15 protein-coding genes are annotated in these 12,494 nt (G+C 60.9%); 3 read left to right on the forward strand and 12 right to left on the reverse strand.

Annotated elements, in window-relative coordinates; translation table 11 throughout:
* Window positions 1–54 precede the first annotated feature (54 nt).
* Entirely contained in the window at window positions 55–1,077 is a 1,023-nt protein-coding gene (mtnA, locus tag S7A_RS14945) for an S-methyl-5-thioribose-1-phosphate isomerase (RefSeq protein WP_009091907.1), read from the forward strand.
* A gap of 64 nt (window positions 1,078–1,141) precedes the next feature.
* On the opposite strand, the gene S7A_RS14950 is transcribed toward mtnA, so the two are convergent.
* Genes S7A_RS14950 through S7A_RS14960 form a run of 3 tightly spaced genes read right to left on the reverse strand, consistent with a single transcriptional unit; the run spans window position 1,142 to window position 2,980 of the window.
* On the reverse strand, window positions 1,142–1,684 hold the full coding sequence (locus S7A_RS14950; protein WP_009091908.1) for an acireductone dioxygenase: 543 nt from the start codon (window positions 1,682–1,684) through the stop codon (window positions 1,142–1,144).
* Between the two features lies 1 nt (window position 1,685).
* On the reverse strand, window positions 1,686–2,369 hold the full coding sequence (gene mtnC / locus S7A_RS14955) for an acireductone synthase (protein ID WP_009091909.1): 684 nt from the start codon (window positions 2,367–2,369) through the stop codon (window positions 1,686–1,688).
* Window positions 2,366–2,980 carry a methylthioribulose 1-phosphate dehydratase gene (locus S7A_RS14960; RefSeq protein WP_009091910.1) on the reverse strand — a complete coding sequence of 205 codons (615 nt, stop codon included), beginning with the start codon at window positions 2,978–2,980 and terminating at the stop codon, window positions 2,366–2,368. The genes mtnC and S7A_RS14960 overlap by 4 nt, the downstream gene beginning before the upstream one ends.
* Before the next feature lie 305 nt (window positions 2,981–3,285).
* Here S7A_RS14960 and S7A_RS14965 point away from each other — a divergent pair, with 305 nt between their 5' ends.
* Window positions 3,286–4,446, forward strand: coding sequence for a pyridoxal phosphate-dependent aminotransferase (locus S7A_RS14965; protein WP_009091911.1), 1,161 nt, complete (start codon window positions 3,286–3,288; stop codon window positions 4,444–4,446).
* On the forward strand, window positions 4,434–5,201 hold the full coding sequence (locus S7A_RS14970) for an amidohydrolase (RefSeq protein WP_009091912.1): 768 nt from the start codon (window positions 4,434–4,436) through the stop codon (window positions 5,199–5,201). The genes S7A_RS14965 and S7A_RS14970 overlap by 13 nt, the downstream gene beginning before the upstream one ends.
* A 9-nt stretch (window positions 5,202–5,210) precedes the next feature.
* Here the strand turns inward: S7A_RS14970 and uraH are convergent, their stop codons facing one another.
* The 9 genes from uraH to hpxU form a co-directional block, all read right to left on the reverse strand.
* Entirely contained in the window at window positions 5,211–5,546 is a 336-nt protein-coding gene (gene uraH / locus S7A_RS14975; RefSeq protein ID WP_009091913.1) for a hydroxyisourate hydrolase, read from the reverse strand.
* Entirely contained in the window at window positions 5,543–6,037 is a 495-nt protein-coding gene (gene uraD / locus S7A_RS14980) for a 2-oxo-4-hydroxy-4-carboxy-5-ureidoimidazoline decarboxylase (protein WP_009091914.1), read from the reverse strand. The genes uraH and uraD overlap by 4 nt, the downstream gene beginning before the upstream one ends.
* Window positions 6,038–6,039: 2 nt before the next feature.
* The gene (gene hpxK / locus S7A_RS14985) at window positions 6,040–7,293 is read right to left on the reverse strand and encodes an allantoate amidohydrolase (protein ID WP_009091915.1); all 1,254 of its coding nucleotides are present in this window, start codon (window positions 7,291–7,293) and stop codon (window positions 6,040–6,042) included.
* Entirely contained in the window at window positions 7,290–8,525 is a 1,236-nt protein-coding gene (locus S7A_RS14990; protein ID WP_009091916.1) for an alanine--glyoxylate aminotransferase family protein, read from the reverse strand. The genes hpxK and S7A_RS14990 overlap by 4 nt, the downstream gene beginning before the upstream one ends.
* A 21-nt stretch (window positions 8,526–8,546) precedes the next feature.
* Complete coding sequence (locus S7A_RS14995; protein ID WP_009091918.1) at window positions 8,547–9,278, reverse strand: amino acid ABC transporter ATP-binding protein; 732 nt, start codon at window positions 9,276–9,278, stop codon at window positions 8,547–8,549.
* Window positions 9,259–9,915 (reverse strand): amino acid ABC transporter permease, encoded by a 657-nt coding sequence (locus S7A_RS15000; RefSeq protein ID WP_009091919.1) that lies wholly within the window; start codon window positions 9,913–9,915, stop codon window positions 9,259–9,261. The genes S7A_RS14995 and S7A_RS15000 overlap by 20 nt, the downstream gene beginning before the upstream one ends.
* Complete coding sequence (locus tag S7A_RS15005; protein WP_009091920.1) at window positions 9,915–10,583, reverse strand: amino acid ABC transporter permease; 669 nt, start codon at window positions 10,581–10,583, stop codon at window positions 9,915–9,917. The genes S7A_RS15000 and S7A_RS15005 overlap by 1 nt, the downstream gene beginning before the upstream one ends.
* Window positions 10,584–10,593: 10 nt before the next feature.
* On the reverse strand, window positions 10,594–11,379 hold the full coding sequence (locus S7A_RS15010; RefSeq protein ID WP_009091921.1) for a transporter substrate-binding domain-containing protein: 786 nt from the start codon (window positions 11,377–11,379) through the stop codon (window positions 10,594–10,596).
* Between the two features lie 192 nt (window positions 11,380–11,571).
* A complete protein-coding gene (hpxU, locus tag S7A_RS15015) occupies window positions 11,572–12,411 on the reverse strand; it encodes a MurR/RpiR family transcriptional regulator HpxU (protein WP_009091922.1) in 840 nt (279 codons plus the stop codon).
* Between the last annotated feature and the right edge of the window lie 83 nt (window positions 12,412–12,494).

Consider the following 12,494-nt stretch of genomic DNA (forward strand, 5'->3'; position numbering starts at 1 on the left):
GTTCAGCATGTTGGCACAATACGCATCATTAACGCAACATGGATTTCACCCACAATGCAGACACTCAAAACCACCAGCTTAGAGGTTCGTGACAATCAGCTCTGGATTCTGGATCAGCAGGCGCTGCCGCAGCAAAAGAACTGGCTGCCCGCACACAGCGTCACGCAGCTGATTGACCATATTCATGCGCTGCGGGTGCGCGGTGCGCCGCTGATTGGCCTCTCTGCCTCACTGCTGCTGGCGCTGCTGGCTGAACAGGGGCAGACCCGCGCTGAACTGGCACAGGCGCTGGAACATCTGCGTGCCGCCCGGCCAACCGCCGTTAATCTGATGAACAATCTTGACCGGATGAAAGTGGCGCTGGCCCAGCCGGCGTTTGTCACTGCGCTGACGGACGAAGCCTGGCGGCTGGTGCAGGAGGATAAACAGCTCTGTGATGCGATTGCTGAAGCCGGTTGCACGCGGATCAAACCGGGCAGCCAGCTGCTCACCCACTGCAATACCGGCGGGCTGGCCACCGCGGGCGTGGGCACCGCGCTGGGCGTGATTGCCCGTGCGCATCAGCAGGGGTGGATCAAAAATGTCTGGGTGGATGAAACCCGACCGCTGTTGCAGGGCGGCCGGTTAACCGCGTGGGAGCTGGGCGAACTGGCGATCCCCTATACCCTGATCACCGATTCCATGGCCGCCAGCCTGATGGCGCGCGGCGAGGTGGATGCGGTCTGGGTCGGTGCCGACCGCATTGCCGCCAACGGTGACGTGGCCAATAAAATCGGCACCTACAGCCTGGCGGTGCTGGCCCACTATCACCAGATTCCGTTCTACGTCGCGGCTCCCCATACTACGCTGGATCGTCACTGCCCGGATGGCGCCGCCATCCCGATAGAGCAGCGCGCCGCCAGCGAAGTCACGGGCGTGGCGGGCAGTTTTGGCAGCGTGCAGTGGGCACCGGAAACGGCCAGGGTCTTCAATCCGGCGTTCGATGTGACGCCAGCCGCCCTGATCAGCGGCTGGATACTCGACACGGGGGTGGTCACGCCTGACCAGGTGCAGAGCGGCATCTTCCAGCCGCAGTAAGCGATATCAGGGGTTTGCGGCAGCGCGGAGGCTCACCGCAAACCCCTTTCCGGCCGTGGGCCGATCAGGCCAGACGCGGATAGGCATCGGCGATCTTATCGCCGGTGAAGTGCGCCACCCAGCCTTCCTGGTTGTCGAAAATCCGGATCGCCGTGAAGTGCGGTGACGATCCCATATCAAACCAGTGGGGCGTGCCCGCAGGCACCGAGATCAGATCGTTCTTTTCGCAGAGGATCTGCAGGATCTCACCGTCAAGATGCAGACAGAACAGCCCGGCCCCCTCGACAAAGAAACGCACCTCATCTTCGCCGTGCGTATGCTCGGAAAGAAACTTCTCACGCAGCACCGTTTTCTGCGGATTGTCGGCGCGCATACTGATCACGTCCCAGCTCTGATAGCCCTTCTCAGCCACCAGCCGATCAATCGCATGCTGATAGGCCTTAATGACCGTTTCCGCATCCGGGTTCTCACCCAGATCACGATCGGCTTCCCAGCGTTCAAAACGCACCCCTTTCGCGTTCAGGCGTTCCCGAATCGCCTCTGCTTCGGTACTGTGCCAGACCGGCTGGCTTGCTTCGCGGTCAGTAAAAATCGTCAGTGCGCTCATGCTAAATCGACTCCGGGTTAATCTGGGAAAAATCCGTCACCTGACGATGACGGCTCTCGCTGTCCGCCTCGCCACGCAGTAACTGTATCGTCTGCCAGCCCGCCTCCGCGGCGGCATCCAGCTCCTGACGAATATCAGAGAGGAACAGCAGCTGCTCCGCTGGCTGCCCGATCTCAGCGGCGATCGTGCGATAGGCTGTCACCTCGCGTTTAGCGCCGACGTGCGTATCAAAGTAGCCGCTGAAGATGTCAGTAATATCACCTTCGTCGCTGTAGCCAAATAACAATTTCTGCGCCGCAACCGAACCGGAGGAATATACATAGAGTTCAATGCCCTGCGCCTGCCAGCGGCGTAATGCAGGCAGCACATCGGGATAGAGATGGCCGGTAAAACTGCCGTTAAGATAGCCGTCGCGCCAGATCATGCCCTGCAGCGCTTTCAGCCCGGTGGATTTACGATCCTGATCCATAAAATCGGACAGGATCGCGATGACCGCCGCCAGATCGGCCTGCGGCTGCCCCGCTTCTTCCCGCACCGACTGCAGCGCCGCCGCGACCTCTGGCTGATGCTGATGCTCTCGCAGAAAGTCCGCCAGATGCTGACGGGCATAGGGGAACAGGATGTTGTGCACAAAGCGAATATCGCTGGTGGTGCCTTCAATATCAGTAACAATGGCGCGGATCATGCTTTCTCCAGCAGGCGACGTTGACGTTCACATTCAAATAAAAATTCCAGACCTTCCAGATGGCGGCGCGCTTCGCTGACATCCTCGCCCCAGCAGGTCAGGCCGTGGCCGCGCAGCAGGAAGCCGTAACGCAGCGGAAAGCGGGCGGCGTAATCTTCAATCTCTGACGCCAGCGCCACGATATCCTGACTGTTGTCGAACACGGGGATCGCCACCGTGTCCAGATGGGTATGCTGACCGCTTAGCGATTTTTGCATCTCATAGCCGTGCAGCAGCAGCGCCGCGCCCTGCTCCACCCGCGACAGCACCGTGGCATTGACCGTATGGGTGTGCAGCACCGCGCCCGCTTCAGGAAAGAGGCGATAGATCAGCGTGTGCAGGCCGGTTTCTGCCGAGGGCTTACGGCCCGACAGCGACTGGCTGGTGGCGATATCGACCTCGATAAAGTCATCACGCGTCAGCGTGCCCTTATCTTTGCCCGATTCGCTCAGCAGGCAGACATGCCCGTCGCGGCGTACCGACATATTCCCGCCGGTGGCCGGAGCCCAGCCTTTCATGCCTATCCAGTGACAGGCGGCAACCAGCTGATCTAACGGATGACTCTGCGACATAAAGGTTCCTTGCGGTGAAAGGTGATACCTCGTAAGCAGGCGCTGCCAACGCCGCTAACGCGCGAAGCATAAAGCAGTTAAAGGCGAAATGATCCGTGTGTCAGCAAGGCGGCAAGCGCGCTTATCCCGGGGAGCTTACATGAGTAAGTGACCCGGGTAAGCAAGCGCGGCCAACGCCGCTGACGCGCAGAGCATAAAGCATTTAGACGTCTAAGCGTCTTGATTGCCAAATACTACCATCCTGTTTATAGTGGCACAAACCCCGGGTGACCCCGCTTCTCTCTTCGCGCTTAAGGCCTGACATCATGACGCAGCACAACCTGATCCCCGAGAGCAAACTTCCGGCGCTCGGCACCACGATTTTCAGCCAGATGAGTGCGCTGGCGCAGCAGTATAACGCCATCAACCTCTCTCAGGGCTTCCCCGATTTCAGCGGCCCGGACTATCTGCAGCAGCGGCTGGCCTATCACGTCAGCCAGGGCGCGAACCAGTACGCGCCGATGACCGGGGCGCTGCCGCTGCGTCAGGCGATCGCGGAGAAAACCGCGCGGATTTATGACTATCAGCCTGATGTGGAAACGGAGATTACGGTGACGGCGGGCGCAACCGAAGCGCTCTATGCGGCGATTACCGCGCTGGTGCGTCCGGGCGATGAGGTGATCTGCTTTGATCCCAGCTACGACAGCTATGCCCCGGCGGTCACGCTCTCGGGCGGCGTCATGAAACGCATGGCGTTGCAGCCGCCCGCCTTCCGGCCAGACTGGCAGGCGTTTGCCGGGCTGCTGAGTGATAAAACCCGGCTGGTGATCCTGAACACCCCGCACAACCCGTCAGCCACCGTCTGGCAGCAGCAGGATTTTGCCGCGCTGTGGCAGGCGATTGCTGCGCGACCGGTCTACGTGCTGAGCGATGAAGTTTACGAGCATATCTGTTTTGATGAAGCGGGCCACGCCAGCGTGCTGGCCTATCCTGACCTGCGTCAGCGCGCCATCGCGGTGTCGTCGTTTGGCAAAACCTTTCACATGACCGGCTGGAAGGTGGGCTACTGCATCGCCCCGGCGGCGATCAGCGCTGAACTGCGTAAGGTGCATCAGTATCTGACCTTCTCGGTCAATACCCCGGCGCAGCTGGCGATTGCCGATATGCTGCGTGAGCATCCGGAGCACTATCAGGCCCTGCCCGCCTTCTATCGCGACCGCCGCGATCGGCTGGCGAATGCACTGCGTCACAGCCGCTTCAGGGTTTTACCGTGCCAGGGCACCTACTTTTTGCTGGTGGATTACAGCGCGATCTCCGATCTGGATGATGTCAGTTTCTGCCAGTGGCTGACCCGCGAAGTGGGCGTCGCCGCGATTCCTCTGTCGGTGTTCTGCGCCGATCCTTTTCCTCATAAACTGATCCGCCTCTGTTTTGCTAAACAGCCGGCGACGTTGGATGCTGCCGCGGAGCGCTTATGTCAGCTTTAAAAATCACGCTTTTGCAGGAGACGCTGAGCTGGATGGATGGCGAAGCCAACCTGCGTCATTTTGACGAACAGCTGGCCGGAGTCACCGGACGCGATCTGATTATCCTGCCCGAGATGTTTACCACCGGCTTTGCGATGGAGGCTGCGAAAAGCTCCCTGCCGCAGGCGCGGGTGGTGGAGTGGCTGCATCAGCATGCCCGCCGCAGCGATGCGCTGGTGGGCGGCAGCGCGGCGATCCAGACCGAAAACGGCGCGGTGAACCGTTTCCTGCTGGTGGAGCCGGACGGCACGCTGCACCAGTATGACAAGCGACATCTGTTCCGCATGGCGGATGAACATCACCACTATCAGCCCGGCGAAGCGCGTCAGGTGGTGGCGTGGCGCGGCTGGCGCATCCTGCCACAGATCTGTTACGACCTGCGCTTCCCGGTCTTCTCCCGCAACCGCAACGACTACGATCTGGCGCTCTACGTCGCCAACTGGCCAGCGCCGCGCGCCTTACACTGGCAGGCGCTGCTGTTAGCGCGGGCGATTGAGAATCAGGCATATGTCGCAGGCTGCAACCGCGTCGGCAGTGATGGCAATCAGCATCACTACAGCGGCGACAGCCAGATTATTTCGCCGCAGGGCGAGATCCTGAGTGCGGCGGAGCCACATCAGCGCGCCCGGCTGGATGCGACGCTGTCGCTGGAGGCGCTTCACGCTTACCGCGAACGCTTCCCCGCCTGGCAGGATGCGGATCGCTTTTCGCTGTAAACGGCCGGCTCAGCTGCCGCGGTAGGTTGACCAGGACCAGGGGGAAATCAGAAACGGCAGATGGAAATGGCTGCCCGCCTCGGCAATCATAAAATCGATCTGCGCGCTGACGTAGAGCGCATCCCGACCGGCGGCAGCAAAATAGTCGCCGATTTCAGCGGTCAGGCGGTAGTGCCCCGGCGTCAGCGGCTCCGGGGTCAGATCTTTCAGTCGTCCGTCGCTGTCCGTTTCACCCTGAGAGACGGGAAACCACCCCTCCGGGCTGTTCTGCTCCAGCGAGATGGCCACCCCACTGGCCGGTTTTCCCAGCGCCGTGTCGAGAATATGCGTGGTAACGGTACTCATTGAATCGTCTCCCTGAGGCGTAACAGTGTGATTTCACGCAGCTGATCCAGCGCCTCCTGCTGTTCAGCCTGATCGTCATTCTGCAGACGGCGCTGCAACGCTGCCAGCATCTCCTCGCCGCTGCGCCCTTTCGCGCGAATCAGAAAGACCCGGCCAAAGCGCGCCTCATAGGCCTGATTACCCTGCTGCATCGCCTGTTGCAGAGCGTGATCGGCCTGCTGCATGGCGGACTGCTCGCCGCGCGACAGGGTCGCCTCTTTGTCTGCGCCCCGCGCGCGTTCGCCGATGCGCGGATGCGCCGACAGCGCCGCCGCCAGATCGGGCTGCTGCCACTGGCGGGCCAGCGTGTCGGCGCGGGTCAGCAGCGCGTCTGTGGTGGCAAACGGACGAGCGGCCACCAGCGACTGCTGCCAGTGTGGGATCGCCACACAATGCCGGATAGCCGCCAGCGCCTCGTCGGCCGGCAGCTGATTAAACGTCGTTAATTCCATTTTCAGCTCCGTCCGGCGATCAGCGTGACCGCCTGCAGATAGGCCTGCAGCGCCGGTGCCACATCCTGCACCGCGACAGACTCGGCCGGATGATGGCTGATGCCGCGATGGTTTCGCACAAACAGCATACCGACCGGCCAGCGTTCAGCAATGGCGATGGCGTCATGTCCGGCTCCGCTTGGCAGCGACAGGCTGCGCCCCTGCACCGTTTCAACCGCATGGCTCAGCGCCTGCTGCAGCGCCGAGTCACAGGCGGTGGCCCCGATGCGATAAAATTCGTTCGACGTAAACTGCACTCCACGCCGCAGCGCAATCGCTTCGGCCTGGGTTAACAGCGTGGAGAGCAGGGTCTCCAGCGGATGATCGAGCGGGCCGCGCACATCCAGCGACAGCGACACCTCGCCAGGGATGACATTCACCGCCCCCGGGGCACAGCTGAGGGTGCCGACGGTGGCGACCAGCTGCGGGTCCTGCTCACGGGTGGTCTGCTCAATAAACACCATCCACTCGGCGGCTGCGGCCAGCGCATCTTTGCGGTGGGTCATCGGCACCGTGCCGGCATGGCCCGCCTCACCAGTAAAACGGCAGTGAAGACGACGCGCCCCGTTGATGGCCGTGACCACGCCCAGCGCCAGATCCTCCTGCTCCAGGCAGGGGCCCTGCTCAATGTGCAGTTCAAGATAGCCGACGATGTCCTCTATCCGTCGGGCCGCCGCGCCGATTTGCGCACTGTCGAGCCCGACATCCGCCATCGCCTGCGCCACGGTAATGCCGTTGCCATCGGGATGGGTCACCCAGCTTTGCGGCCAGCTGCCGGTAATACCGCGGCTGCCAAGCAGCGTGATGCCAAAGCGGGTTCCCTCTTCATCACCGAAACCGATCACCTCTATCGCCAGCGGCAGACGGCACTGGTGCTCATGAAGCCACTGTACGGTTTCGATGGCGCTGAGCACGCCCAGCATTCCGTCGTAGCGACCGGCGTTACGTACCGTGTCGAGATGCGAACCGAGCAGCAGCGCGGGCGCCCCCGCTTCGGCTGCCTCGTAGCGGCCACAGATATTGCCGACTTCATCCTGCCAGACCGTCATCCCCGCCGCCTGCATCCACTCCCCAACGCAGGCGTTGGCGCGCAGATGTTCCGGCGACAGGTAGACGCGGGTCAGGCCCTCCGTCGTTTCGCTAATCGCTGCCAGCGCATCACAGCGCGCCATGACGCGCTGTGCAGCAGCGAGGGCTTCGCTGGCGCTCATCATCATGCCTGGCTCCCGTAGTGATCCCAGGCGGCCTGAGCCCCCGCGCCCTGCGGCGTGCGATACCCCAGGTGAGTCAGCACCGTTTCCAGCGCGGCCAGCGTCTGCAGCACGCAATCTTTACGCGCGTTATAGCCCATGGTGCCGATGCGCCAGACCTTGCCATGCAGTGGGCCAAACGAGGTGCCGATCTCAATGCCGAAATCCTCCAGCATCAGCTTGCGCACCTGGTCGCCATTTACGCCTGACGGGATCATCACACCCAGCACGTTGTTCATTTTGTTTTTCAGGTCGCCGAAGGTTTCCAGCCCCATCCCCTGAATGCCCTTCAGCATCGCCTCACCATGCAGTTTGTGACGGGCGATGCCGTTGTCCAGCCCCTCCTGCAGGATCAGGCGGGCACATTCACGCGCGCCAAACAGCGCGCTGGTCGCTTCGGTATGGTGATTGAGTCGCTCCGGGCCCCAGTAATCCATGATCATGCCGAGATCGAAATAGTTGGAGTAGATCATCTCCTCCTCGCCATCCTGATGCGCCTCGGTGCGGATCCCCTGCTCCACGCATTTACGTTTGCGGATCACCGCGGCCATCTCTGCGCTCAGGGTGATCGGCGAGGTGCCGGAAGGCCCGCCCAGACATTTCTGCATTCCCGCCGAGACGGCATCCAGTCCCCAGGCATCCGTTTCCAGCGCGTTACCCGCCAGCGACGCGGTAGCATCGGTGTAGAACAGCACGCCATACTGCTTACAGATGGCACCCAGCTGCGCCAGCGGCTGCAGCATGGTGGTGGAGGTGTCGCCCTGCACCGTGAGCAGCAGGCGTGGCCGCACTTTTTTAATCGCCTCTTCAATCTGATCGGGGGTAAAGACCTCGCCCCACGGCACTTCGATGGTGTGGACGTCTGCCCGGCAGCGGCGGGCGATCTCGCACAGCAGATGGCCGAAGCGGCCAAACACCGGCACCAGCACCTTATCCCCAGGCCGGATAGCGGAGAGCAGAATCGCTTCGATACCGGCGCGGGAGGTGCCATCAACCAGCAGCGTCCAGCGGTTTTCGGTGCGAAATACGCCGCGATAGAGCGCCATCACTTCGTTCATGTAGTGGGTCATCGCGGGGTCGTACTGCCCCAGCAGCTGACTCGACATGGCGCGCAGCACGCGCGGATCGGCGTTGATCGGGCCGGGTCCCATCAGCAGACGCTGTGGCGGATTAATTTGCGGGTAATGATTGATATCCATGCGGGTTTCCTTTTTTAAGACTCAGAGACGCACTGAAGAGATAAACTGCTTCAGCTCCGGCGACTGCGGCTGCGCAAACAGCGTTTTGCTGTCGCCCTGCTCCCAGACGCGCCCCTGATGCATAAAGACCACTCGATCGCCCACGTCGCGGGCGAAATTCATTTCATGCGTGACGAGGATCAGCGTCATGCCTTCCGCTGCCAGCTGCTCCAGCACTTTCAGGACTTCGCCCACCAGTTCGGGATCCAGCGCAGAGGTGATCTCATCACAGAGTAAAACTTTGGGCGTCATCGCCAGCGCACGGGCGATCGCCACGCGCTGCTGCTGGCCGCCCGAGAGGCTGGCAGGGTAATAGTTAAGGCGCTCGCCCAGCCCCACCTTCTCCAGCATCTGCGTCGCCAGCGCCCGGCATTCAGCGTCGCTTTTCTTCAGCACGCGGCGCGGTGCCAGCATGACGTTTTCCAGCGCCGTCATGTGCGGGAAGAGGTTGAAGTTCTGAAACACCATGCCAATCGAGCGGCTGATTTCACGCGCCTGCGAGTCACGACTGGTGATGGTCATGCCGCCGAGCTTGATGCTGCCCTCCTGATAGCCTTCCAGCCCGTTCATACAGCGCAGCAGCGTGCTTTTGCCCGATCCGCTGCGACCGATGATCGAGATCACCTCTCCCATGTCGATATCCAGATCCACGCCTTTCAACACATGGTTGTCGCCGTAATATTTTTGCACCTGATTAATGGTGATGAGCGGCATTGAATTTTTTCTCCAGATACTGGCTGTAGCGAGACAGCGGATAACACATCAGGAAGTAGCCCAGCGCCACCAGCCCGAAAACTTTAAACGGCTGGTAGGTCACGTTGTTCAGAATCGTGCCCGCCTTGGTCAGCTCGATAAACCCGATAATCGACGCCAGCGCGGTGCCCTTGATAACCTGTACGGCAAAACCTACCGTCGGGGCGATGCCGATGCGGATCGCCTGCGGTGCAACCACCCGCCACAGCGTCTGACCAAAAGTCAGGCCGAGGCAGCGTGACGCTTCCCACTGCCCTTTCGGCAGGGCACGGATGCTGCCGTACCAGATATCCACCAGAAAGGCGCTGGTGTAGAAGGTCAGCGCCAGCGAGGCGGCCGTCCAGGGTGCCACATCAATGCCAAATAAGCCGACGCCAAAAAAGGCCAGAAACAGCTGCATCAGCAGCGGGGTTCCCTGAAACAGCGCGGTGTAACCCCGTATCGCACGCGTCAGCCATTTGCGCTGCAGCAGACGCAGCAGCAGCAGAGGCAGCGTCACCAGGGTTCCGCCGACAAAGGCCACCAGCGACAGTAACAGGGTCCAGCGCGCCGCCAGCAGCAGGTTGCGCACGATGTCCCAGTCGGTAAAGGTCGTCATCATGAGGGCTGCACTCCAAACCATTTACGGCCTATCGCCAGCAGCAGATGGCGCATCGCAATCGACAACGCCAGGTAGATCAGCGTGGTCACCAGATAAACCTCAAAGCTCAGAAACGTGCGCGACTGAATAAGGTTGGCGGCGAAGGTCAGCTCCTCGTAGGAGACCTGCGACACCACCGACGACCCCAGCATCACAATAATGCACTGGCTCACCAGCGCCGGATAAATCCGCTGCAGCGCAGGGGGTAACACTACCCGCAGAAAGGTCTGGCTGCGGGTCAATCCCAGCACCCGCCCCGCTTCCCACTGCCCTTTCGGGGTCACCTGGATGCCGGCACGGATGATCTCGGTGCTGTAAGCGCCCAGGTTGATCAGCATCGCCAGCAGCGCCGCCTCACCGGCGGTGAGTTTCAGACCCAGATTCGGCAGACCGAAAACGATAAAGAACAGCTGCACCACAAACGGCGTATTACGGATCAGCTCGACATAGAGGCCCCAGAGGCGGCTCAGCCAGCCCGGTTTACCGCTGCGCAGCGCCGCGCCTGCGATGCCAATCGCCACCCCACCGGTGGTCGCCAGCAGCGTCAGCTGAATGGTGACCCAGAGGCCGGAAAGCAGCTCCGGCCAGTAGGGCCACAACGCGGGAAAGTTAAGTTGCCCGGTCATGAATCTGTCCTCATGCGCCCAGGCTGGCGGGCAGTGGCGCTTTCAGCCACTCTTCGGACAGCTTGTTCAGGGTGCCATCTTTAATCCCCTGCTCAATCAGCGCATTCACCTTCGCCTTCAGCGCAGGCTCATCTTTCTTCAGACCGATAAAGCAGGGCGAATCTTTCAGCATAAACTGAGCGACCGGCGCTTTTTCCGGATTCTGGCGGGCAATGGCGGCGACCACCAGGTTGCCGGTGGCGACATACTGCACCTGGCCGGAGAGATATGCCGATAAGGTGGTGTTGTTATCTTCGTAACGTTTCACCTGCGCATCTTTCGGAGCCACTTCGCTCAGCACCATATCCTCCACCGCGCCGCGGGTAACGCCAATCGACTTGCCGCTCAGCGCGCTGGCCGCTTTGATCTCGTCACCTTTCGGTCCGAAGACGCCCAGGAAGAACGGCGCATAAGCGCGGGTAAAGTCGATCACTTTTTCACGCTCCGCATTTTTACCCATGCTGGAGATCACCAGATCGACCTTGTCGGTTTGCAGATAAGGCACCCGGTTGGCGCTGCTGACCGGCACCAGCTGCAACTTAAGTTTCATCTGCTTCGCCAGGTACTTCGCCATGTCGATGTCATACCCCTGCGGCTGCAGATCGGTACCGACCGAGCCAAACGGCGGGAAATCCTGCGGAACGGCCACGCGGATCACACCGCGCTTCTGAATGTCCTGCAGTTGATCGGCCAGTGCGCTTCCCGCCTGTGCCATCAGTAATGCCGCTGTTGCAACCGCCATTAAAACTTTTTTCATTATGCACCCCGGTGAAATGTCATGAAACAAAAGATTCTTTAACAGGCAATCTGCAACTAATGTGCCAACAAGGGCAGCGGCGGAAAAAGGGTTAAGCGGCAAAGAGTTCACTGAAAAAGGGGCGTAACCGGGGAGGATTACGCCGCGGGCGGGCGTGTGCTGAAATGGGGCAAAGCACCAAAATGGTGCCTGTTAACGGTGCTCCAGCTCGTCGAACTGCTGGTAGAGATCGGCGATCTGATGAATACGCTGCCGCCCCTGCGCCAGCATTTCATGCAGCAGCGCATTGGCAATCAGGTTAATCAGACTCATGGCCGAGCCGTAGCTGTCGAAGGCGGAAACGCTGTCGAGCGGCGTGCAGAGTTGCCAGCGTGCCAGCGCAGTGACCGTCTGCGCCTGCGGCTCACACAGCGCCAGCAGCGGTATTCCGGCCGCCTGAAGCTGCTGCATCAGCGGACGGATGATGCGGGTGCGGCGGCGAAACGCCATCACCACCACCATATCCTCCGGGGTGATATCCACCAGCTCCTCTGCCAGCGTCTGGCCTGGCTGCGGCAGGATAAAGACCTGCGAGCGCGCCTGCACCAGCTGCTGTCGCAGATGCAGCGCCACCGGATAGGCGTTGCGCATGCCGATGATAAAGACGCGCTTCGCCTGCGCCAGCTGCTGGATCACATCGTTAAACTGACGGGCATCCAGGCTGTTGACCCACTGTGTCAGGTTCGCCATCTCCTGCTTGTAGTGGCGCGCCAGCAGCGTGTTGCCCTGCACCGCATCCCGGTTATCGGTCAGCGGCATGCCGCTCTGACGCAGGATGCGCAGCTCATCGCGCATATCCTTGTATTTCTCGTAACCCAGACGCTTAAACAGCCTGCTGACCGTGGCTTTCGACACGCCGCTGAGCCGCGCCAGCTCGGCGCTGTTGTAGCTGATCAGATCATCGAAGTGGTCAAACACGAAGTCGGCAATGCGCTGCTCCTGCGGCGAGAGCTGGGGATAGTGACTCCGGAGTCGTTCATCAAGCTGTTTCATATCGCACCCTGTAACTTTTGTTTCAGCAGAAGCTAGCACAATTTACGCCAGGTTAACCGGCGCAATGTCAGCTCAGGCTAAAA

This window comes from Pantoea sp. Sc1, assembly GCF_000255315.1.
Taxonomy (GTDB): domain Bacteria; phylum Pseudomonadota; class Gammaproteobacteria; order Enterobacterales; family Enterobacteriaceae; genus Pantoea; species Pantoea anthophila.